Here is a 21,679-nt window from a genome sequence, read left to right as displayed (position 1 = left end):
CCGGTCGGCGGTGTTCCGCGGGCCGAACGTCCCCCGACGATTCGTCACCGGGTGGGGCAGGATGGGACCCATGACCTACACCCTGGTGCTGCTCCGCCACGGCGAGAGCGAATGGAACGCGAAGAACCTGTTCACCGGTTGGGTGGACGTGGCCCTGTCGGAGAAGGGCGTTGCCGAGGCCAAGCGCGGCGGCACCCTGCTGACCGACGCCGGCGTGCTGCCGGATGTCGTGCACACCTCCCTGCTTCGCCGCGCGATCACCACCGCGAACTACGCGCTGGACGCTGCCGACCGGCTCTGGATCCCGGTCAAGCGCTCCTGGCGTCTGAACGAGCGTCACTACGGCGCGCTGCAGGGCAAGGACAAGAAGCAGACCCTGGCCGAGTTCGGTGAGGAGCAGTTCATGCTCTGGCGCCGCTCCTACGACGTGCCGCCGCCGGACATCGAGCTGGGTTCGGAGTTCTCCCAGGACTCCGACCCGCGGTACGCCGGTGAGCCGATCCCGCGCGCCGAGGCGCTCAAGCAGGTGCTCGACCGTGCCCTGCCGTACTGGAACTCGGACATCGTGCCGGACCTGCAGGCCGGCAAGACCACGCTGGTCGCCGCGCACGGCAACTCGATCCGCGCCATCGTCAAGTACCTGGATGACGTGGACGACGACACCATCGCCGGGATCAACATCCCGACCGGCATCCCGCTGGTGTACCACCTGGACGAGAACACGCTGAAGCCCACCAACCCGGGCGGCACGTACCTCGACCCGGAGGCTGCGGCGGAGGCCATCAAGGCCGTCGCCAACCAGGGTCGCTGATCCGACGATGAAGGCCCGGTCCCCGCAGAGGGGGCCGGGCCTTCATCGTGTGCCAGGGTCAGACCGCCGCGCTGGGGTCCCCCGCGAAGTCACCGGTCACCAGGAACGTGATCCGCTTGGCGATGGACACCGCGTGGTCACCGAAGCGCTCGTAGTACCGGCCGAGCAGTGTGACATCCACCGTCTGCTGTGGGGTGCCGGTCCACGAGGAGCCGAGCAGCACCCGGAACGTCTCCTCATGCAGATGATCCAGTCGGTCGTCCTCGGCCAGGATCGCCGCGGCGACCTCCAGGTCGTGGCTGTGCAGCACCTCGGTGGTCTTGGCCGCCACCCGGATCGCGGCCTCGTTCATCTCCGCGAACACCGCAGCCAGCGCCGGGTCCACCGCCGGATGCGGGTAGCTGCGGCGGGCCACCTGCGCCACATGCCGGGCCAGGTCGCCCATGCGCTCCAGGGTGGCGCTCATCCGCAGTGCGGAGACCACCACGCGCAGGTCGGTGGCCACCGGCTGCTGCTGGGCCAACAACAGCACGCAGCGCTCGTCCAGGTCGCGCTCCAGGGCGTCGATGGCGAGGTCGTCGGCGATCACGGACTCCGCGAGGGTCAGGTCCTGGCGCGCTAACGCGTCCCCCGCTGCGGTGATGGCGTGCTCGACCCGTCGGCTCATCGCCACCAGGTCGTCACCGAGCTGCTTGAGCTCGGCCTCGAAGATCTCCCGCATTCGTGCGTCCTCTCAGGCATGCGCGCGCACCGCTGTGCGCAGTTCGACAGGCCACCGTTCCATGACCAGGTGAACTGTCGGGTGAACGCCGGGTCGCCGCACGGTGAACGCCGATGAACACTCATCATCGTCGCCCGATGATCACGCGGCGACCGGTCCGCATCGCGCACGACTGCCCTCTACGCTGACGCACGTGGAGGGTCTGAACGGGCTGATCGTGCTCGCCGCCGGTGGTCTGGGACTGCTGGTCGGTATCGGCGCGATGCTGGCATTCCGGTGGAGCGAGCGGGTGCAGCGCACCGTGCCGCCTCAGCCGACCCCGGAGCTGGACGACGGGCTGGTGCGGGTGCTGGCTGTGCTGCGTTCGGCCGCGGTGGTGCTCGGAGACGACGACCGGGTGATCCGGGCCAGCCCGCCCGCCTTCGCTTACGGGGTGGTCCGGGACGGTGGCATCGCCCACCCGGCGATCCAGGACCTGATCACCGACGTCCGGCGCACCGGGGTGATCCGGGACGAGGAGCTGGAGCTGCCCCGCGGCCCGCTCGGTCCGGGCACCATCATGTTGCAGGTCCGGGTGGCCCAGCTCGGCCCCGGGCAGTTGCTGGTGCTGGCGGAGGACCGCACCCAGGCCCGCCGGCTGGAGGCGATCCGCCGCGACTTCGTGGTGAACGTCTCCCATGAACTCAAGACTCCGGTGGGGGCGATCTCGCTGTTGGCCGAGACGGTGCAGGATGCCGCGGATGACCCGGAGACGGTGCGCCGGTTCGCCGGGCGGATGATCAACGAGTCCCAGCGGCTGTCCGCCCTGGTGCACGAGATTCTGGAACTGTCCCGGTTGCAGGTGGCCGGTGCTCTGCAGGAGATCCAGGTGGTCGATGTGGACGCCGTGATCCGTGAGGCAGTGGACCGTGCCCGCACCGGTGCCGTGGCCAAGCAGATCGACCTGGATGTCGGCGGGATCAGCGGGGCGCAGGTGTTCGGCGATCCGACCATGCTGGTCCAGGCGGTGCGCAATCTGCTGGACAACGCCGTCTCCTATTCGCCGTCCGGCACCCATGTGGGGGTCGGCGTCCGCCACCAGGACGGTCTGGTGGAAATCGCCGTGGTCGACCAGGGCATCGGCATTCCCACGGACGAGCAGGACCGGGTGTTCGAGCGCTTCTACCGGGTCGACCCCGCCCGCAGTCGAGAGACCGGCGGCACCGGGCTCGGCCTGTCCATCGTCAAACACGTCGCCGCGGACCACGGGGGAGACGTGCGGGTCTGGTCGCAGCCGGGCCGGGGTTCCACCTTCACCATCCGCTTGCCCAAGGCAGCCTCACCGGAGGAGGTCGAGGCGCACACCGCGGCCCTTGACGACGCCGCCTCCACCGACCCGAAAGGCCTGAACCTGTGACCCGCATCCTGCTCGTCGAGGACGAGGAGTCCTACCGCGACCCGTTGACCTACCTGCTCACCAGGGAGGGCTACCAGGTGGCCACCGCCGCCACCGGCACCGAGGCGGTGGAGCTCTTCGACTCCGGTGGCGCTGATCTGGTGCTGCTGGACCTGATGCTGCCCGGGATGTCCGGCACGGAGGTCTGCCGTCACATCCGCCTGTCCTCCGACGTGCCGGTGATCATGCTGACCGCCAAGGACTCAGAGATCGACAAGGTGGTCGGTCTGGAGCTGGGCGCGGATGACTACGTGACCAAGCCGTACTCCTCCCGGGAGCTGTTGGCCCGGGTACGTGCGGTGCTGCGCCGCCGGGTGTCCGGCCCGGCCACCAGCGGTGACGATGACGATCTGGACGATCACATCCTGGTGTCCGGCCCGGTACGGATGGATGTCGAGCGGCATGTCGTCACGGTGAACGATCAGCCGGTGGGCTTCCCGCTCAAGGAGTTCGAGTTGCTGGAGCTGCTCCTGCGCAACGCGGGCCGGGTGCTGACCCGCGCCCAGCTGATCGACCGGGTGTGGGGCACCGACTATGTGGGCGACACCAAGACCCTGGACGTCCACGTCAAGCGGGTGCGCGCCAAGATCGAGCCCGACCCGGGCAACCCGGTGCTGCTGCTGACCGTGCGCGGACTGGGTTACAAGCTCAACGACGACGCCCGCACCGGGAGCTGAACACCCGGACGACGAGTGTTGAACCGTCGTTCACCCGGGGTTCACCCAGAGACGAATGACCGGTCACTTAGCGCTCCTACCGTCCTGCTCGGTCGCGCACCACCGAGGTGCGCGCGGACCACGACAGGACGGAACACTGTGAAGCTGAACCGCGGAACGGGCGCGCTCGCCCTCGCCGGCGTGCTGGCCCTCTCCCTGGCGGCATGCGGCTCCGACAACGCCACCGGTGAGGACACCACCTCCGGCTCGGACACCACCAGCAGCCTGAGCGGCGAGCTCAACGGCTCCGGCGCCTCGTCGCAGGAGTCCGCGATGGAGGCCTGGCGTGCCGGGTTCCAGAGCCAGAACCCCGACGTCACCGTCTCCTACGACCCGGTCGGTTCCGGTGGCGGTCGCACCGCGTTCCTGGACGGCTCGGTCGCCTTCGCCGGCACCGACTCCGCGCTGGACTCCGACGAGCTGACCCAGGCCCAGGATCGCTGCTTCGGCACCGGTGCGGTTGACCTGCCGGTCTACGTCTCCCCGATCGCGGTGGTCTTCAACCTGGACGGTGTGGACAGCCTGAACATGTCCGCCGCCACTATCGCCAAGATCTTCACCAACACGATCACCACCTGGAACGACCCGGCCATCGCCGCGGAGAACCCGGGCGTCGAGCTGCCGGACACCGCGATCACGCCGGTGCACCGGTCCGATGAGTCGGGCACCACCAAGAACTTCACCGACTACCTGGCCAAGGCTTCCGGTGGCGCGTGGACCGAGGAGGCTTCCGGTGACTGGCCGCTGGACGGCGGGGAGTCCGGTGCCCAGACCTCCGGCCTGATCCAGGCGGTGCAGGGCGGCAACGGCACCATCGGCTACGCGGACTTCTCCAAGGCCGGTGACCTCGGCGTGGTGTCCATCCAGGTCGGCGACGAGTGGGTTGCCCCCTCGGAGGAGGGTGCGGCCACCGCGCTGGACGCCTCCCCGCGGGACGACTCCCGCGGCGACGGTGACATCGTGATCGACATCGACCGTGAGACCACCGAGTCCGGTGCCTACCCGATGATCCTGGTGTCCTACCTGGTCGCCTGCCAGGCCTACGACACGCAGGACGACGTGGACCTGGTCCAGGCCTTCCTGACCTACGTTGCCTCCGCCGAGGGCCAGTCCGCTTCCGAGTCCGCCGCGGGTTCCGCCCCGATCTCGGACACGCTGCGCACCGACGTGCAGGCCTCGATCGACGCGATTGCGTTGGCCTCCTGACGACCGTCACCGACACCGGCCGGTCCACCTCATCCGGGGTGGACCGGCCATCGGCGCGACTACCCCTGCTCGCAATGGAGAACGCGTGACCAGCACCCAGTCCGGGACCGTCACCAGCAGTGACCCCGCCCGTGCCGCCAGCCGTCTGCGGCGGCGGAGCTCCGACCGTGGGGCCAGCCGGGTCTTCCGGTGGATCTCCACCGGTGCCGGCGTCCTGATCCTGGCGATCCTCGCCGCCGTCACCATCTTTTTGGTGATGCGCGCGATGCCGGCGATCACCGCGAACCCGGACGACCTGGCCGACACGATCAGCTGGTTCCCGAAGGACACCAGCCTGCTCGGCTTCATCGGCCCGATGATCTTCGGCTCGCTGCTGGCCGCCGGGCTGGCCCTGCTGATCGCCACCCCGCTGGCCATCGGCATCGGGCTGTTCATCTCGCACTACGCCCCGCGCAAGCTGGCCAACGCGCTGGGGTACATCGTCGACCTGCTCGCCGCGATCCCCTCGGTGGTCTACGGCCTGTGGGGTGGCCTGGTGCTCAGTCCGGTGGTCCAGCCGGTGTGGGAGTTCCTGGGCCGCTGGCTGGGCTGGTTGCCGTTCTTCGACGGGGCGGTGTCGCCGACCGGCCGCGTGATGCTGACCGTGGCAGTAGTGCTGGGCGTGATGATCCTGCCGATCATCACCGCGATCTGCCGGGAGGTCTTTCTGCAGACCCCGCGCCTGCACGAGGAGGCCGCCCTAGCCCTCGGTGCCACCCGCTGGGAGATGGTCCGGATGGCCGTGCTGCCGTTCTCCCGCTCCGGGATCGTCTCCGGCGCGATGCTCGGCCTCGGGCGCGCCCTGGGCGAGACGATGGCGGTCCTGATGATCCTGTCGCCCGGCTTCACCTACTCGATCCAACTGTTGGCGGCCGGCAAGCAGCAGACCATCGCCGCGAATATCGCCGCCCAGTTCCCGGAGGCGAACCAGACCGGTGTGGCGACGTTGATCGCCACCGGGCTGGCACTGTTCGTGATCACCCTGGCCGTGAACATGGCCGCCCGCGCGATCGTCGCGCGGCGCAAGGACTTCTCGGGAGCGAACTGACATGGCGACGGTGACCGAGAACACGACAGCACCACAGCCCTCGCTGGAGGAGCTGCTGCGCACCACCGACCCGGCGCGCCGCCGCAAGGACATCCTGATGCGGACGCTGATCACCAGCGCCTTCGTCATCACGATGATCCCGCTGGTGTCGCTGACCTGGACGGTCGTCTCCCGCGGCATCGGCCGTCTGGACGGGTACTTCCTGCTGCACTCCATGCGCGGGGTGTTCGGCGGGATGGACGCCGGCGGTATCTACCACGCCATCGTCGGCACGGTGGAGATCACGCTGTTCGCGGCGCTGATCTCCGTGCCGATCGGCCTGCTCACCGCGATCTACCTGGTCGAATACGGCGGCGGCCGACCGCTGTCCAAGGTCATCACCTTCCTGGTGGACGTGATGACCGGTATCCCCTCGATCGTCGCCGGTCTGTTCGCCTATGCGCTGTTCGCCCTGCTGCTCGGCCCCGGCGCGAAGATGGGCGTGATCGGCTCGGTGGCGCTGTCCGTGCTGATGATCCCGGTGGTGGTGCGCTCCTCGGAGGAGATGCTCCGCCTGGTGCCCAATGAGCTGCGTGAAGCCTCGCTGGCCTTGGGCGTCCCGCGCTGGCTGACCATCGTCAAGGTGGTGCTGCGCACCTCGGTGGCTGGGCTGACCACCGGCGTCATGCTGGCCATCGCCCGCGTGATCGGTGAGACCGCGCCATTGCTGATCACTGTCGGCGTGGTCGACTCGATCAACTTCAACCTCTTCGACGGTCGGATGATGACCCTGCCGGTGTACGTCTACCGGCAGTACGCGCAAGGATTGGTCGCCTGTAGCCCCGGCGACACCTCTTGCGTCGCGGACATCACGGTGCAGCGGGCCTGGGCGGCCGCGCTGACCCTGTTCCTGATCGTCATGCTGCTCAACCTGATCGGCCGGCTGGTGACCCGGTTCTTCGCCCCGAAGATCCGCTGACCCGCCAGCCCCCGACTCATCCCCGAAGGAATCTGCGATGGCACAGCGCATCGACGTCAAGGACCTGAACATCTACTACGGCACCTTCCGCGCCGTGGCCGATGTCAATATGACCATCGAGCCCCGCTCGGTGACCGCCTTCATCGGCCCCTCCGGCTGTGGGAAGTCGACCTTCCTGCGCACGCTCAACCGGATGCACGAGGTCATCCCTGGTGCCCGGGTCGAGGGCTCGGTCGCGGTGGAGGGTGTCGATCTCTACGGCGACGACATCGACCCGGTGGCTGTCCGCCGCCAGGTCGGCATGGTCTTCCAGCGCCCGAACCCGTTCCCCACCATGTCCATCGCGGAGAACGTGCTGGCCGGGGTGCGGCTGAACAACCGCCGGATCTCCAAGTCCGACGCCGCCGACCTGGTCGAGCGATCCCTGCGCGGCGCGAACCTCTGGAACGAGGTCAAAGACCGCCTGGACCGTCCGGGCTCCGGTCTGTCCGGTGGTCAGCAGCAGCGGCTCTGCATCGCCCGCGCCATCGCGGTCAAGCCCCAGGTACTGCTGATGGACGAGCCCTGTTCCGCCCTGGACCCGATCTCCACCCTGGCCATCGAGGACCTGATCGCGGAGTTGAAGAGCGAGTACACCATCGTGATCGTCACCCACAACATGCAGCAGGCCGCCCGCGTCTCGGAGAAGACCGCGTTCTTCAACATCGCCGGCACCGGTGAGCCCGGTCGCCTGATCGAGATCGATGACACCGCGACCATGTTCTCCTCCCCGCGCGAGCGGGCGACCGAGGACTACATCTCCGGCCGCTTCGGCTGACCCCGGCCCTGGCCCGGACGCACGACGGCCCGGCATCCCGTGACGGGGTGCCGGGCCGTGTCGCGCGGGTGCTCAGGACTGGAGGGTGGCCTCGTCCAAGGGCTCCGGGACCAGGTCGGTGTACTCCGGCAGGGTGCCGTCCAGCACCGGGAGCGGCAGGGTCTGCGCTCCGGCTGCGGAGGTGCTCAGGGTCAGGTCGGCGGTGGCACCGGGTGCCTTCGGGGTGACCAGCAGCACCTCTTCACCCTCGGTGCCGCCCAGCAGGACGGTCGTCCCGGCGGGCACCCGCACGGTGGTGGAATCTCCGCCCAGGGTGAGCTCGACCAGCGCGGCCTGGTCGCCACGGTTGGACAGTGCGCCCTGCAACGCGCCGGGCTCATCGATCCCGGCCGCGATCAGCAACAAGTTCTCCGCAGAGACGTCACCGAGGGCGGCTCCGACACCGTCGGAGGCGTCGTACTCCAGCTGGGAGGTGATCTGGTTGGTCACCGAGCAGCCGGACAGCGCGGCGGCGAGGGCGACGGCGGCGACCGCCGAGACGCGGCGGAGGGTGGACTGACTGCTGCGGGCCACGGTGGCTCCCTGGAGAGTGGATCGACGACTGCACCCAGAGCCTACGGCGAATGCACCGGTTGAGGTGACCGAGTGTCAGAATCCCGTACGTTCCCGCTGGTCAGCGGCCTGACTGCCAGCATGCCCGCAGCGCACAGCGGCCCCAGGCGGACTCTAATCACGAGCGGGGCTGCGATGGTCGAGTTCGGGCGCGTGTCGTCGGGCCGCGATTGTGCCGACGCGCTGACCTGCGCAAACACCGCTGGTCACCGGGAATCTTCACCAAGTCCGCCGGTTTCCGCGTGGTAAGATGGTCGTCCGCGAAAGGGGACACCTCCAGATGACTTTCACTGTTGGGGAGACCGTTGTCTACCCGCACCACGGAGCAGCGCTGATCGAGGAGATCAAGACCAGGACCATCCGCGGAGAGGACAAGATCTACCTCAAGCTGAAGGTCGCCCAGGGCGATCTGACCATCGAGGTCCCGGCGGAGAACGTCGACCTGGTGGGTGTGCGCGACGTCGTCGGCCAGGAGGGTCTGGACCGGGTGTTCGAGGTGCTGCGCGCCCCGTACACCGAGGAGCCGACCAACTGGTCCCGCCGTTACAAGGCCAACCTGGAGAAGCTCGCTTCCGGTGACGTGATCAAGGTGGCTGAGGTCGTCCGCGACCTGTCCCGCCGCGACGCCGACCGCGGCCTGTCCGCCGGGGAGAAGCGCATGCTGGCCAAGGCCCGGCAGATCCTGGTCTCGGAGCTCGCACTCGCCGAGCACACCGAGGAGGAGAAGGCCGAGGCCATCCTGGACGAGGTCCTCGCCTCCTGAGCACCGCCGCGATCCTCACCGCGGCCGGCAGTGGCCGACGGCTCGGACATCCCGAGCCGAAGGCGCTGGTGCGACTGCACGGGACGCCGTTGCTGCAGCACGCAGCACGGCGTCTCGCCATGTCCGGGGTGGTCGATCACCTGGTGGTCACCGCCCCCGCCGGGCACGAGGTGGCGTTCCGGACGCTGGTGCCGGATGCCGTCGTGGTGACCGGTGGATCCACGCGTCAGGAGTCGGTGGCCGCCGCTCTGGCGGTGCTGCCCCGGGTCGATCATGTCCTGGTGCATGACGCCGCTCGCGCGCTGGCCTCGCCGGAGCTGATCCGTCGAGTGGTCGAGGCGCTGGAGCAGGGACATCGCGCGGTCATTCCCGGCCTGCCGGTGGTCGACACCATCACCGCCGTTGACCCGACCGTCGCCGGTGCGGCCCCGGCGCTGGGCACGGTGCCGCGTGCCGGGCTGCGGGCGGTGCAGACCCCGCAGGGATTTGACCGCGCACTGCTCGAACGGGCGCATGCCACCGGGAAACGCCTCGCCGCCACGGATGACGCCGGGCTGGTCGAGGCGCTGGGGGAGCCGGTGTGGCTGATCCCCGGTGAGGAGTCTGCGGTGAAGATCACCACCCCGCGCGACCTGGCGCTGGCCGAGCTGCTGCTGGTGGCCCCATGATTCCCCGGATCGGTCTGGGGGTCGACGTGCACGCCTACGACCCGCACCCGGCACCCGGTGCGGTCCTCCGGCTGGCCGGGCTGAGTTGGCCGGGGGAGCGCCCGCTGGCCGGGCACTCGGATGCGGACGTGGTGGCCCATGCTGCCGCGGAGGCGCTGTTGTCCGCGGCGGGCCTGGGTGACCTGGGAGCGGTGTTCGGGGTGGACCGCCCGGAGTGGGCCGGTGCGGCCGGTGTCGAGCTGTTGGCCGAGGCCGCGCGGCAGGTGCGGGCGGCCGGGTTCGAGATCGGCAATGTGGTGGTGCAGGTGGTGGGCAACCGGCCGCGAATCGGTCCCCGGCGGGCCGAGGCGGAGGCGGTGCTCTCTGCGGCGGCGGGTGCTCAGATTGCGGTGTCAGCCACCACCACCGACGGCGTGGGGCTCACCGGTCGCGGCGAGGGGATCGCAGCGCTGGCCACGGCACTGCTGCTGCCCTCTGCCTGACTGGGGCCTGCTGCCTGACGGGTACCCGCTGCCCGGGGTTGCGCTGTCGCGACCAGCACGCCCGCGATGATCACCGCGCCCAGCGCCAGCTCCGCGACGGCGGGTCGCTCGTCGAAGGCCACCCAGCTCGCCGTGAACCCGACCACCGGGACCAGCAACGAGAACGGTGCCACCACACCGGAGGGGTGCCGTGCGAGCAGCGCGGTCCAGATCCCGGAGCCGACCACGGTGGCGATCAGCACGGTGAAGGCGAGTCCGGCCAACGCCCAGACGCCGGTGGCGGTGCCCAGGGTGGTGAGCGAGTCGGCGATCCGGGTGGGGCCGTCGATCAGCAGCGCCATGGCCAACATCGGCAGCGGTGGCACCACGGACATCCACATCATGAATCGCAGCGGACTGGCCGGTCGTGCCTGGCGGCTGCACACATTGCCGAAGGCCCACCCCAGTCCGCCGCACAGCGTAAGCAGCACCGGCAGCAGCCCGGCCTGCACGCCACCACCGGCGCGGACCAGGGCGATCCCGGCCAGCCCGGCCACCGCGATCCCGATTCCGAGCGCCTGCCGTCCGCTCACGTGCTCCCGCAACCAGACCGCGCCGATCAGCACGGTGAACGGCGCGGAAGACTGCAGCACCAGTGACGCGAGCCCGGTCGGCATGCCGATGTCCATCGCCAGATAGAGGAAGGCGAACTGCAACACCCCGAATCCGATTCCGTAGCCGAGCACCCAGCGCCAGGGCACCTGCGGTCGACGGATGAACAGCAGGGTGGGCACGGCGAGCACGCTGAACCGCAGTGCCACCAGAAAGAACGGCGGGAACTGCTCGAGCGAGAGGTGGATCGCGGGAAAGTTCAGACCCCAGACCAGCACCACCAGCAGGGCGAGGAGTCGATCACGCAACGGCATGACCGCATCGTCACCCGCCATGATCATCCAGCACCATCGAAAGATTCCACGATCACCATGTAGCGTCGCTTCATGGATGCTCATCACCTGGCCACGTTGCGTGCGGTGCGGGACGCCGGTGGTGTGACGGCTGCGGCCGCGCGTCTGCACCTGACGCCCTCCGCGGTGTCCCAGCATCTGCGCCTGCTGACCGACCAGGTCGGGCATCCGCTGGTCGAACGCGTGGGTCGTGGGATTCGGCTGACCGGTGCCGGCCAGGCCCTCGCGGATGCGGCGGCGGAGGTGGCGGTGGCGATGGAACGGGCGCAGGCGGCAGTGGACGAGTTCCGTGGTGCGCCCAGCGGACGAGTGCGGGTGGCGTTCTTCCAATCGGCGGCGGCCCTGCTGGCACCGGGGCTGCTGCACCGGGTGGCGACGCGCGAGGGGGTGGAGGTGGAGCTGGGGGACCGCGATGTCGCCCAGCAGGAGTTCCCCGCCCTGACCGCCGACTTCGATCTGGTGGTGGCGCACCGTCCGGACACCGGCGACGACTGGCCCGCCGATCTGCGGGTGGTGCCACTGCTGCGCGAACCACTGGATGTGGCACTGCCGGAGCATCACCCGCTGGCCGACCGACCGGAGCTCACTCCAGCGGAACTGATCGGTCAGCGTTGGATCGCGGTCCAGGAGGGCTTCCCGGTCGCGCGGGTGCTGGACCGGGTGGCGGCGGTGGCCGGTGAGCCGCCGGAGGTGGTGCAGCGGTTCAACGACTTCGCGGTGGTGGAGACCCTGGTCGCCGCCGGGCACGGGATCAGTCTGCTGCCCCGCTACACCGCCGGAGGGTGGGCCGGGGTGCGGTTGGTACCGCTGGCCGGGATCGGTGCCGCCCGGCGGACGGATGTGCTGATCGCCCCCGAGCGGGCCGAGCGCCGGGTGGTCCAGGCGGTGCTGGACGATCTGCGAGCCGAGGCCGCCGCCGTCACCGGGTGAACGCGTCGAACCCGGGCCGGTAGCCTGGTGCAGTGAGCCTGCGCCTGTTCGACACCGCTACCCGCGAGGTGCGTGACTTCGTCCCCGTCGTCCCGGGTCAGGTCGGCATCTACCTGTGTGGTGCCACCGTGCAGGCACCGCCGCACATCGGGCATGTCCGCTCGGTGGTCGCCTTCGATGTGCTGGTCCGCTGGCTGCGCCGCACCGGGCACCAGGTGACGATGGTCCGCAACGTCACCGACATCGACGACAAGATCCTGCGCCGCTCCGCCGAGGCCGGTCGTCCCTGGTGGGCGTGGGCGATGGAGAATGAGCGCGCCTTCACCGAGGCCTATGACGCGCTGGGTGTGCTGCCGCCGACCTATGAGCCGCGCGCCACCGGTCACGTCCCCGCGATGGTCGCCCTGATGGAGCGGCTGATCGAGCGCGGTCACGCCTATGTCGCCGCCGAGGGGGACGTGTACTTCGATGTGCGTTCCTGGGCCGAGTACGGCTCGCTGACCAGTCAGCGCCTGGACGACATGGCACCGGATGCTGCCGCCTCCCAGGAGAGTGACAAGCGCGACCCGCACGACTTCGCGCTGTGGAAGTCCGCGAAGCCGGAGGAGCCGGAGACCGCCTCCTGGGACACCCCGTTCGGTCGGGGACGTCCCGGCTGGCACCTGGAGTGCTCCGCGATGGCGCAGCGCTATCTGGGCGACACCTTCGACATCCACGGCGGCGGGCTCGATCTGCGCTTCCCGCACCATGAGAACGAGCAGGCGCAGTCCCGTGCGGCGGGCTACGGCTTCGCCCGGTACTGGCTGCACAACGGCTGGGTCACCCAGTCCGGGGCCAAGATGAGCAAGTCGCTGGGCAACGGTCTGCTGGTGCACACCCTGCTGGAGACGGTTCGCCCGGCGGTGCTGCGCTACGCCCTGACCGCGGTGCAGTACCGCTCGATGCTGGAATGGACGACGGACACCCTCGCCGAGTCCGAGGCCACCTGGGACCGCCTGGCCGGATTCGTGGACCGCGCCACCGAGCGGGTGGGCACCGTGTCGCCGGAGGAGTTGGCCTCCGCCGAGCTGCCCGCCGAGTTCGCCGCGGCGCTGGACGACGACCTGAATGTGCCGGCGGCGCTCGCGGTGGTGCACGAGCACCTGCGCGCGGGCAACACCGCCCTGGCCGGGAACGACGACGCCGGCACCCGGACCGAACTGGTCGCGGTGCGGGCCATGCTGGACGTGCTGGGCCTGGACCCGGCCGGTGCGCAGTGGGGTGCCCGCTCCGACGACGACCGCACCGCCACCGCCCTGGACGCTCTGGTCCGGGCCGAACTCGACGCCCGGACCGCCGCCCGTGCGGCCAAGGACTGGGCTTCCGCTGACGCGATCCGGGACCGGCTCACTGCCGCGGGCATCGCCGTCGAGGATTCACCCACCGGCGCGCGCTGGACGCTCGCCGCCCGCACGACTGACGAGGACATCTGATGGCCGGCAACTCCCAGCGCCGCGGCGCCACCCGCAAGTCCGGTAAGAAGCCCACCGTCGGCTCCGGCGGTCAGCGTCGGCGCGGGCTTGAGGGCAAGGGCCCGACCCCCAAGGCCGAGGACCGCACCTACCACGTCGCGCACAAGAAGAAGGCCGCGGCGCAGAAGCGTGCGACCACTCCCCGCCGCACCCCCAGCGGCAAGGGTCGCGGTGCCGCCACCGAGATCGTCACCGGGCGCAACAGTGTGGTGGAGGCTCTGCGCGCCGGTATCCCGGTGTCGACGGTCTACATTGCCACCCGCCTGGAGGCGGACGACCGCACCCGGGAGATCCTGCGCACCGCCGCCGACGCCGGGTACCCGCTGCTGGAGGTCACCAAGCCGGAGCTGGACCGGATGACCGACGGTGCCGTGCACCAGGGCGTCGCGATCCAGGTGCCGCCCTATGACTACTCCGACGTCGAGGACCTGCTCGACATCGCCGCGGCCAGTGACCGCCCGCCGCTGATCGTCGCCCTCGATGGCGTCACCGACCCGCGCAACCTGGGTGCTGTGCTGCGCTCCGCCGGTGCCTTCGGCGCACACGGGGTGTTGGTGCCCGAGCGGCGCTCCGCCGGGGTCACCGCCTCGGCGTGGAAGGTCTCCGCCGGGGCCGCCGCGCGGGTGCCGGTCGCCCGGGCCACCAACCTGGTGCGCGCCCTGGAGCGCCTGCACGAGGCGGGCTGCTTCATCGTCGGTCTGGACGGCGGCGGGACCACCACGGTGGCGGAGATGCCGTACTCCACCGACCCGCTGGTGCTGGTGATCGGGTCGGAGGGCAAGGGCCTGTCCCGGTTGGTGAGCGAGCACTGCGACGTCATCGCCGGTATCCCCATCGCCTCCGAGGTCGAGTCGCTGAACGCCGGGGTCGCCGGGGGCATCGCGCTGTATGAGGTGGCCCGCCAGCGCGCACTCTGAGGCCGTCGTCCGCACTCTCGCCTAGAGTCGCCGGATGCGGACTGTGGTGCTGACCGGAGGGTCGGATGGGATCGGGGCGGCCGCGGCGGCACGGCTGACTCGGGACCACCGGGTGGTGCTGGTCGGACGCAGTCCGGGCAAGACCCGGGCGGTCGCTGATCGGGTGGGTGCGGACGCCGCACTGACCGCGGACTTCACCGAGTTGGACCAGGTCCGTGAGGTGGCCGCCGGGATCGCCGCGCGCTACGACCGGATCGACGTCCTGGCCAACAACGCCGGTGGGCTGTTCTCCGGTCCGACGATCACCGGCGACGGGGTGGAGCTGACCTTCCAGGTGAACCACCTGGCACCGTTCCTGCTCACCCGGCTACTGCGGCCGTTGCTGGCCGAGGACGGTGCCGTGGTGAACACGTCGAGCATTGCCGCCCGACTGTTCAGCCGCTTCGACATCGACGATGTGGACAGTAGGCGGCACTACCGCCCGGCCCGGGCCTACGGGAACGCGAAGCTGGCGAACATCCTGTTCACCAGGGGCCTGCACGCGCGGGGGATCAGGTCGGTGGCCTTCCACCCGGGCAATGTGGCGACCAGCTTCGCCTCCGACACCACGAGCCCGCTGCGGTGGCTCTACACCACGGTGCTGAACCGGTCGCTGATCAGCGCGGACGCGGGTGGGGCGACGCTGGAGTTCTTCATCCGGAACACCGCCGCCTGGCAGTCCGGGGAGTACTACGGCAGCACCCACACGCCGGGCCGGACCGCGCGCCAGGCGTCCGACCCGGAGCTGGCCGAGCGGTTGTGGCAGCGCAGCGAGGCACTGCTCGGGCTCTGACCCCTCAGCCGATCAACGGGTCGGCGTCCTCCCGGAGATCCCCCGCGGAGATCCCGAGGATCGCCTCCTCATCCGGCCGATTCGGCAGGATGTTCTTCACGTAGGACTTCACCGCCTCCGGCATCGGCACGTCCCGGCCCTGCTGCTCGGACAGGAACCAGCGGTGGTCGAGCAGCTCGTGGTAGATCTGCGCCGGTTCCAGCTTGGGCCGCAGTTCCCGGGGCACCGCGCGCACCGCGGGCTCGAACACCCCGTTGAGCCAGTCGTGCGCCACAAAGTTCTCGTCGTCGTTCTGCCGGTCGGTGGCGGCGGCGTAGCCGTCCAGATCGTTGAGCAGTCGTCGAGCCTGGTTCTCCTGCACGTCCAGACCGGTCAGCCGCATCAGTCGTCGCGAGTGGTGTCCGGCGTCGACCACCTTCGGCTGGATTCGCACGGTGGTGCCGTCCAGGTCGGTGGTGATGTCCAACTCGCCGACGTCGAATCCCAGGTCGTTCAGCCGGTCGATCCGGGCCTGCACCCGCCACCGGTCGCCCACCCGGAAGGACTCCGCCTCGGTCAACGCGCCCCACAGCTCCTGGTAGCGCTCGGCCAGGGCGTCGCCGATCGCCACCGCGTCGACCTCGTCCTCCAGGAACTCGCCGGCCTGCAGGTCCATCAGCTCGCCGATGATGTTGACCCGCGCGACCTCCAGGTCGTAGTTGCGCTGTCCGTCGGTGAGGCTGTCGTGCAGGTCACCGGTCTCCGCATCCACCAGGTACGCAGCGAAGGTCTCGGCGTCCCGGCGGAACAGCGTGTTGGACAGCGACACGTCTCCCCAGTAGAAACCGACCAAGTGCAGCCGGACCAGCAGCACCGCCAGCGCGTCGATCAGGCGAGTGGCGGTGTCCGGGCGCAGCGACTGGCTGAACAGCGACCGGTAGGGCAGGGAGAACCGCAGGTGTTGGGTGATCAGCACCGGCTCCAACGGTTCACCGTCCGGATCGGTCCGCCCGGAGATGACCGCCACCGGCTCCACACTGGGCACGTCCAGCCGGCTCAGCTGACGCAGCAGCTCGTACTCCCGGTACGCCACTGTCTCGCCGATCTCCTTGATCGCGATCACCCGGCCGGACAGCCGAGCGAAGCGCACCGTGTGCCGGGAGATACCGCGGGGCAGGGCGGCTAGCTGCTCGGTGGGCCAGTCGGCCAGCGGGATGTGCCAGGGCAGGTCGAGCAGCGCCGGATCGGGTGCGGCGGCGGTGATCTGCAGGCGGGGGCGTTCCATGGGTACGGATTCTCCCATCGACGGCCGAAGGGGCGGGTCGGCGAGTGCCGGCCCGCCCCTTCGGGTGGAGCTGTGTGCGTGCGTCAGGCGGTGATGCGAGCGCCCGAACCGGCGTGGAACAGGTGCTGCTCGCCGGCACGGATAGTCACCCAGATCGTCTCGCCCTTGGCCGGGACCTGACGGGGTCCGACCCGGACGATGACCTGCGAGTCACCGGCACCGGAGGTCACCTCGGCGGCGGCCGAGTCACCGGCCAGTGCGCCGTAGACGTAGGCGTCCGAACCGAGCTCCTCGACGATGTTCACGGTCACCGGGATCGCGTTCGGGGTGCCCTCGGGGACGACGTCCAGCGACTCCGGGCGGAACCCGATGGTGATCTGGTTCTTGTCGTCCGAGGTGAGCTGGCCGAGCGCGTCACGCGGCACCGCGATGCCCGCCGAGCCCACGGTGGCGATGCCGTCGGCGATGTTGAAGGTGCCGATGTTCATCGCCGGGGAGCCGATGAAGCCCGCCACGAACACGTTGGCCGGGGTGTCGTACATGTCGCGCGGGGTGCCGACCTGCTGGAGCAGACCGTCCTTGAGCACGGCGATGCGGTCACCCATGGTGAGCGCCTCGGTCTGGTCGTGGGTGACGTAGACCGTGGTGACGCCCAGGCGGCGCTGCAACGAGGCGATCTGGGTACGGGTCTGCACACGCAGCTTCGCGTCCAGGTTGGACAGCGGCTCGTCCATCAAGAACACCTGCGGCTGGCGGACGATCGCACGACCCATGGCCACCCGCTGACGCTGACCACCGGAGAGCGCCTTCGGCTTGCGGTCCAGGTACTGGGTCAGGTCGAGGATCTTGGCGGCCTCCTCGACCCGCTGGCGGATCTCCGCCTTCGGGGTGCCGGCGATCTTGAGCGCGAAGCCCATGTTGTCCGCGACGGTCATGTGCGGGTACAGCGCGTAGTTCTGGAACACCATCGCGATGTCCCGGTCCTTGGGCTGCACGTCGGTGACATCGCGGTCACCGATCAGGATGCGACCGGCGTTGACGTCCTCCAGGCCCGCGAGCATGCGCAGGGAGGTGGACTTACCGCAGCCGGAGGGGCCCACGAGGACGAGGAACTCGCCGTCCTCGATGTGCAGGTCGAGCGCGTCCACAGCGGGGCGCTCGGTGCCCGGGTAGACCCGGGTGGCCTTGTCGTACGTGACCGTAGCCATTGTCGTTCCCTTCACCGGCAGGTACGTGCCGGACGATCCGTAGTGAAGAGTGCCAGTGTGTGTCTTCGCTGACACGGGCCGAGGGGCCGCCACCGACGGTGGGGTCCCCCGTTCCACCGGTCATCCTGCCACAGGAATCGTGTGATGTGGGCCACGGATGCTGGTCATGACAACCACGAGGTGCGGGTCTCGCCGTAGAGGAAGATCCGGTGGTCGTGGACCTCGAGCTGCTGGGAGTCATTCGGCACCGGAGCAGACCACATGCGGACGCCGGATCGCAGGTCCAGGGCGACCACCACCGGGTCGCCGTCCTGCTGCGCCAGGACCAGAACCTGGCGACCGTCGGTGACCGGGCGCAGCGACCAGGTCTGGTCCGTGGACAGCTGCACCGACCAGCGTTCCCGACCGGAGGAGGCGTCCAGCGCGCGCAGGCCCCCGGGCACCACACCGACCAGCACCCCGTCGATCAGTACCAGGCTCAGCTGGTCGACGAATCCGGACTGGGTGCTCCACTCCTCCTGACCGGTGGTGGCGTCGACGGCGACCAGGTTCCCGGTGCCCTGGCCGGAGACGAACTCGAGGTGCGGCATCGACCCGTCATCGGCGCTGAACAACACCGGGGCCCGCGCGCCCAGCGACACCGGTCCCTCGGTCGAGGACACCCACAGACCGTCGGCGTCCTGGGCCACGAACCGACCCCGGCGCGATTCTCCGACCAGCGCACCGGCAACCAGCACCTGCCCGTCCGCCCGGTCGACCGCCCAACTCCCGCTCGGTGCCGCCACCCGCAGTCCACCGTCGGAGACCTCGATCACCAGCTGGTCGGAGAAGCCGCCGCGGGCGGGACCAGGTGGTTCCAGGGTCACGTCCCAGAGCCTCGATCCGCCCGGGCGGGTGGCGGCGAGCGTGATCGGGCCGTCCGCACCGGTGGCGGTGAACCGCAGCCCGTCCGCCCCGGTCACCGTGGTGTCCGGCGGCAGGGTCCGGTCGTCGAGCAGGTCACCGGTGTGCAGGTCGATCCGGGTCAGATGCACCTGATCCATGCCGACCGGACCAGTGAAGTCGTACCGCGTCACCGCCGACCAGCAGACCAGGTGCGCGCCCTCGGCCCAACAGTCGGCGGAGCTGGCGCTGGTGTACGCGCTCTCGCTATCCGGGGCGGTGACCAGCTGCGTGCGCCAGAGCTCGTCGCCGGTGTCCGGGGAACTGCCGGTGACCAGCGGATGGCCCGCCTCGTCCCAGGTGGTCAGCACCAGCACACCATCGATCAGCTCACCGCCCCACGGGGTCAGGCGGGGGTCGACCTCCTCGATCCGGAGGTCAGGGCCGATCGGTCGGGCCACGGTGGGCAGACTCTGGGCGTGCAGGGCGGCACGCTCCTCAGCGGAGCCGGTGCCCAGATCGGCGAGGACCACGGCAGCGACCAGCACCACGGGCACCGGCCACCAGCGTCGGGCGAGGCGACCGCTGCCAGGTCGTCGGTCGCGGGGCGGGCGGTCGGGTGTCGATGCGGGGGCGACCGTGGTGCCGTCGTCCTCGATCAGCTCGACCTCGTCCATGCCCCCGCGTGCCACGGCTACTCCCGGGACACCCGGTCGGTCAGCGCCACCAGCAGGGCGGTCATCGCGTCGGTGCCGGCCACCCGGTGCGCGGCGACGGTCCGCCCCTCGCCGACTTTCACCCCGATGTCCTCCGGGCCCAGAGCGGCGAAGGCATGCTCGTCAGTCACGTCGTCCCCGGCGTAGAGCACCGCCCCGGCACCGAGCTCCATCCGCAGGGAGGTCACCGCGCTGCCCTTGTCAGCGGTGAGCACCGACACCTCGACCACGTTCTTGCCGTGCAGCACCGCCGAGCCGAGCTCGTGCCCGATGGTCAGCGCCTCCGCCTCGGCCTGCGCCCGCACTGACTCCTCGGCCAGGCGGGTGTGCACGACGACGGCGGCGGGTTTGGTCTCCACCCACACCCCGTCCCGGCCGCGGGCCACCGACTGCATCCGGCTGCCCAGGGCGTCCAGGGTGTCGGCCTGCTCCGGGGTGAGGCGGATGTCCTGCCGGTCCAACCCGTGCTCGGCGACCAGTGCGCGTTCCGCGCCGTGCGATCCGATCAGCACCGTTCCGACCGGCGGCGCGGCCAGGCGGTACAGGTCGCCCAGCGCCCGACCGGAAACCAGCGCCACCCGCACCCGATCCGGACGGGTGACCAGCGTGGCCAGCGCACCCGCGGCGGCCTCGGACATCCGCGACTGCTCCGGGTCGTCCTGCAACGGGGCCAGCGTCCCGTCAAAGTCCAGCGCCACCAACAACGGCGGCTGCCCGACGATCCGGGACCAGGCGGCGTCGAGCAGGTCAGACATGGGAGTTCCGCACCGGGACCGCGGTCAGCACGGACAGGAAGGACGCCGACCAGTTGGCCACGTCGTTCTCCAGCACCCGGCGGCGCAGTCGGCGCATCCGTTTGCGGGCTTCCCGGGGGTCGATGTTCACGGCGTGCATGATCGCATTCTTCAACCCGCTGATGTCATGGGGATTGACCAGGATCGCTGCCCCGCCGAGCTCATCTGCGGCACCAGTGAACTCGCTGAGCACCAGGGCGCCGCGGTCGTCGGAGCGGGCTGCGATGTACTCCTTGGCGACGAGGTTCATCCCGTCCCGCAGGGCAGTGACCAGCATGACGTCGGCGGCCAGGTACAGCGCGGCCATCTCCTCCATCGGGTAGGAGTGGTGCATGTACTGGATGGCTGGGTGGCCGAACTCGGAGTAGTCGCCGTTGATCCGGCCGACCAGCACCTCCACGTCATCGCGCAGCTGCTGGTACGCGCCGACGTTCTCCCGGCTCGGCGAGGCGACCTGCACCAGGGTGGCGTCCTCCACGCTCAACCGGCCATCCGCGAGCAGCTCGCCGTAGGCCTTGATCCGGTGCCGGATGCCCTTGGTGTAGTCCAACCGGTCGACACCGAGCAGCAGCACCTTCGGGTCGCCCAGCTCGGTGCGGATCTCCCGGGCGCGCTGCTGCACCTCCGGGGTGCGGGCCAGGGTGTCGAAGGCGTGCGAGTCGATGGAGATCGGGAAGGCCGCGGCGCGCACATGCCGTTCCACCCGACCGTCGGCCCCGGTCAACGTGATCATCTGGCCGCGGGTGGTGTGCTCGGTGATCCGGCGCACCGCCCGGACAAAGTTGGCCGCATCCCCGCCGCGCTGGAACCCGATCAGGTCCGCGCCGAGCAGCCCTTCCACCACCTGCTTGCGCCAGGGCAGCTGGACGAAGATCTCCAGCGGGGGGAACGGGATGTGGTGGAAGTAGCCGATCCGGATGTCCGGGCGCTGTTCACGCAGATACTTGGGCACCAACTGCAACTGGTAGTCGTGCACCCAGACCGTCGCACCGGGGGCGGCCTGCGCGGCGGCGGCATCGGCGAACCGGCGATTCACCCGCTGATAGGCGTCCCACCACTGCCGGTGGAAGGTCGGGGGCTGGATGACGTCGTGGTACAGCGGCCACAGGGTGTCATTGGAGAAACCCTCGTAGTACTGGTTGAGGTCGTCCTCGGACAGTGCGACCGGCACCAGCCGCATACCGTCGGCATCGAAGGGCTCCAGCTCCAGATCGGCCGACCCGCCCCAGCCCACCCAGGCTCCGGCGTCGGACTTCTGGACTACGGGCTCCAGCGCGGTGACCAGGCCACCGGGGGAGCGGGTCCAGCTCGGTTCGCCGTTGTCGTCCAGGCTGACGTCCACCGGAAGGCGGTTCGCCACGATCACCAGGTCATAACCAGCAGATGCCACGATTTCTCAGCTCCT

General features: G+C 69.9%; 22 protein-coding genes. 14 read left to right on the top strand and 8 right to left on the bottom strand.

What is annotated here, in order from left to right; genetic code table 11:
- Positions 1-70 precede the first annotated feature (70 nt).
- The gene (locus AB0N78_RS11540) at positions 71-811 is read left to right on the top strand and encodes a phosphoglyceromutase (RefSeq protein ID WP_363390085.1); all 741 of its coding nucleotides are present in this window, start codon (positions 71-73) and stop codon (positions 809-811) included.
- 58 nt (positions 812-869) lie between these two features.
- Here the strand turns inward: AB0N78_RS11540 and phoU are convergent, their stop codons facing one another.
- Positions 870-1,532 carry a phosphate signaling complex protein PhoU gene (gene phoU / locus AB0N78_RS11535; RefSeq protein ID WP_363390082.1) on the bottom strand — a complete coding sequence of 221 codons (663 nt, stop codon included), beginning with the start codon at positions 1,530-1,532 and terminating at the stop codon, positions 870-872.
- A 193-nt stretch (positions 1,533-1,725) separates the two neighbouring features.
- Between phoU and AB0N78_RS11530 the strand changes: the two genes are divergently transcribed.
- From AB0N78_RS11530 to pstB, 6 genes are all read left to right on the top strand, one after another.
- The gene (locus AB0N78_RS11530; RefSeq protein WP_363390079.1) at positions 1,726-2,928 is read left to right on the top strand and encodes an ATP-binding protein; all 1,203 of its coding nucleotides are present in this window, start codon (positions 1,726-1,728) and stop codon (positions 2,926-2,928) included.
- Positions 2,925-3,644 (top strand): response regulator transcription factor, encoded by a 720-nt coding sequence (locus AB0N78_RS11525; protein ID WP_363390076.1) that lies wholly within the window; start codon positions 2,925-2,927, stop codon positions 3,642-3,644. Before AB0N78_RS11530 ends, AB0N78_RS11525 begins: the two co-directional genes overlap by 4 nt.
- Before the next feature lie 138 nt (positions 3,645-3,782).
- Positions 3,783-4,889: a phosphate ABC transporter substrate-binding protein PstS gene (gene pstS, locus AB0N78_RS11520; protein ID WP_363390073.1), complete on the top strand. Its 1,107-nt coding sequence runs from the start codon at positions 3,783-3,785 to the stop codon at positions 4,887-4,889.
- Between the two features lie 85 nt (positions 4,890-4,974).
- Positions 4,975-5,976, top strand: a complete 1,002-nt coding sequence (gene pstC, locus AB0N78_RS11515; protein WP_363390070.1) for a phosphate ABC transporter permease subunit PstC — start codon at positions 4,975-4,977, stop codon at positions 5,974-5,976.
- Between the two features lie 10 nt (positions 5,977-5,986).
- Positions 5,987-6,934, top strand: a complete 948-nt coding sequence (gene pstA, locus AB0N78_RS11510) for a phosphate ABC transporter permease PstA (protein WP_363390067.1) — start codon at positions 5,987-5,989, stop codon at positions 6,932-6,934.
- A gap of 37 nt (positions 6,935-6,971) precedes the next feature.
- Positions 6,972-7,751, top strand: coding sequence for a phosphate ABC transporter ATP-binding protein PstB (gene pstB, locus AB0N78_RS11505; protein WP_363390064.1), 780 nt, complete (start codon positions 6,972-6,974; stop codon positions 7,749-7,751).
- A gap of 72 nt (positions 7,752-7,823) precedes the next feature.
- Here the strand turns inward: pstB and AB0N78_RS11500 are convergent, their stop codons facing one another.
- Complete coding sequence (locus AB0N78_RS11500) at positions 7,824-8,324, bottom strand: hypothetical protein (RefSeq protein ID WP_363390062.1); 501 nt, start codon at positions 8,322-8,324, stop codon at positions 7,824-7,826.
- Between the two features lie 319 nt (positions 8,325-8,643).
- Between AB0N78_RS11500 and AB0N78_RS11495 the strand changes: the two genes are divergently transcribed.
- From AB0N78_RS11495 to ispF, 3 genes are read left to right on the top strand one after another with little or no spacing between them, the layout of a single operon-like run.
- Positions 8,644-9,126 (top strand): CarD family transcriptional regulator, encoded by a 483-nt coding sequence (locus AB0N78_RS11495; RefSeq protein WP_013769765.1) that lies wholly within the window; start codon positions 8,644-8,646, stop codon positions 9,124-9,126.
- The gene (gene ispD / locus AB0N78_RS11490; protein ID WP_363391427.1) at positions 9,123-9,794 is read left to right on the top strand and encodes a 2-C-methyl-D-erythritol 4-phosphate cytidylyltransferase; all 672 of its coding nucleotides are present in this window, start codon (positions 9,123-9,125) and stop codon (positions 9,792-9,794) included. Before AB0N78_RS11495 ends, ispD begins: the two co-directional genes overlap by 4 nt.
- Positions 9,791-10,276 (top strand): 2-C-methyl-D-erythritol 2,4-cyclodiphosphate synthase, encoded by a 486-nt coding sequence (gene ispF / locus AB0N78_RS11485; protein ID WP_363390058.1) that lies wholly within the window; start codon positions 9,791-9,793, stop codon positions 10,274-10,276. The genes ispD and ispF overlap by 4 nt, the downstream gene beginning before the upstream one ends.
- Here ispF and AB0N78_RS11480 read toward each other — a convergent pair.
- On the bottom strand, positions 10,174-11,181 hold the full coding sequence (locus AB0N78_RS11480) for an EamA family transporter (RefSeq protein ID WP_363390055.1): 1,008 nt from the start codon (positions 11,179-11,181) through the stop codon (positions 10,174-10,176). The genes ispF and AB0N78_RS11480 overlap by 103 nt on opposite strands.
- Before the next feature lie 72 nt (positions 11,182-11,253).
- On the opposite strand from AB0N78_RS11480, the gene AB0N78_RS11475 reads away from it, so the two are divergent.
- The 4 genes from AB0N78_RS11475 to AB0N78_RS11460 are packed head-to-tail and all read left to right on the top strand — an operon-like array spanning position 11,254 to position 15,410.
- Entirely contained in the window at positions 11,254-12,150 is an 897-nt protein-coding gene (locus tag AB0N78_RS11475; protein ID WP_363390052.1) for a LysR family transcriptional regulator, read from the top strand.
- Between the two features lie 32 nt (positions 12,151-12,182).
- Positions 12,183-13,622, top strand: a complete 1,440-nt coding sequence (gene cysS, locus AB0N78_RS11470; RefSeq protein WP_363390049.1) for a cysteine--tRNA ligase — start codon at positions 12,183-12,185, stop codon at positions 13,620-13,622.
- Positions 13,622-14,578 carry a 23S rRNA (guanosine(2251)-2'-O)-methyltransferase RlmB gene (gene rlmB, locus AB0N78_RS11465; protein ID WP_363390046.1) on the top strand — a complete coding sequence of 319 codons (957 nt, stop codon included), beginning with the start codon at positions 13,622-13,624 and terminating at the stop codon, positions 14,576-14,578. Before cysS ends, rlmB begins: the two co-directional genes overlap by 1 nt.
- Positions 14,579-14,612: 34 nt before the next feature.
- Positions 14,613-15,410 (top strand): SDR family NAD(P)-dependent oxidoreductase, encoded by a 798-nt coding sequence (locus AB0N78_RS11460; protein WP_363390043.1) that lies wholly within the window; start codon positions 14,613-14,615, stop codon positions 15,408-15,410.
- A 4-nt stretch (positions 15,411-15,414) separates the two neighbouring features.
- Here the strand turns inward: AB0N78_RS11460 and AB0N78_RS11455 are convergent, their stop codons facing one another.
- The 5 genes from AB0N78_RS11455 to AB0N78_RS11435 all read right to left on the bottom strand — a co-directional run bounded on the left by AB0N78_RS11455 (position 15,415) and on the right by AB0N78_RS11435 (position 21,664).
- Entirely contained in the window at positions 15,415-16,674 is a 1,260-nt protein-coding gene (locus AB0N78_RS11455; protein WP_363390041.1) for a DUF4032 domain-containing protein, read from the bottom strand.
- 83 nt (positions 16,675-16,757) lie between these two features.
- Positions 16,758-17,882: a sn-glycerol-3-phosphate ABC transporter ATP-binding protein UgpC gene (gene ugpC, locus AB0N78_RS11450; protein ID WP_363390039.1), complete on the bottom strand. Its 1,125-nt coding sequence runs from the start codon at positions 17,880-17,882 to the stop codon at positions 16,758-16,760.
- A 164-nt stretch (positions 17,883-18,046) separates the two neighbouring features.
- On the bottom strand, positions 18,047-19,456 hold the full coding sequence (locus AB0N78_RS11445) for a PQQ-binding-like beta-propeller repeat protein (protein ID WP_363390037.1): 1,410 nt from the start codon (positions 19,454-19,456) through the stop codon (positions 18,047-18,049).
- Between the two features lie 2 nt (positions 19,457-19,458).
- Entirely contained in the window at positions 19,459-20,235 is a 777-nt protein-coding gene (otsB, locus tag AB0N78_RS11440) for a trehalose-phosphatase (RefSeq protein ID WP_363390035.1), read from the bottom strand.
- A complete protein-coding gene (locus tag AB0N78_RS11435) occupies positions 20,228-21,664 on the bottom strand; it encodes a trehalose-6-phosphate synthase (protein WP_363390032.1) in 1,437 nt (478 codons plus the stop codon). Before AB0N78_RS11435 ends, otsB begins: the two co-directional genes overlap by 8 nt.
- Positions 21,665-21,679 lie beyond the last annotated feature (15 nt).

Source organism: Cellulomonas sp. NPDC089187 (assembly GCF_040685135.1).
In the GTDB taxonomy this organism is placed as follows: domain Bacteria; phylum Actinomycetota; class Actinomycetes; order Actinomycetales; family Cellulomonadaceae; genus Cellulomonas.
Note: the sequence above shows the minus strand (reverse complement) of the source record. Positions and strands in the feature narration are given on the sequence as shown.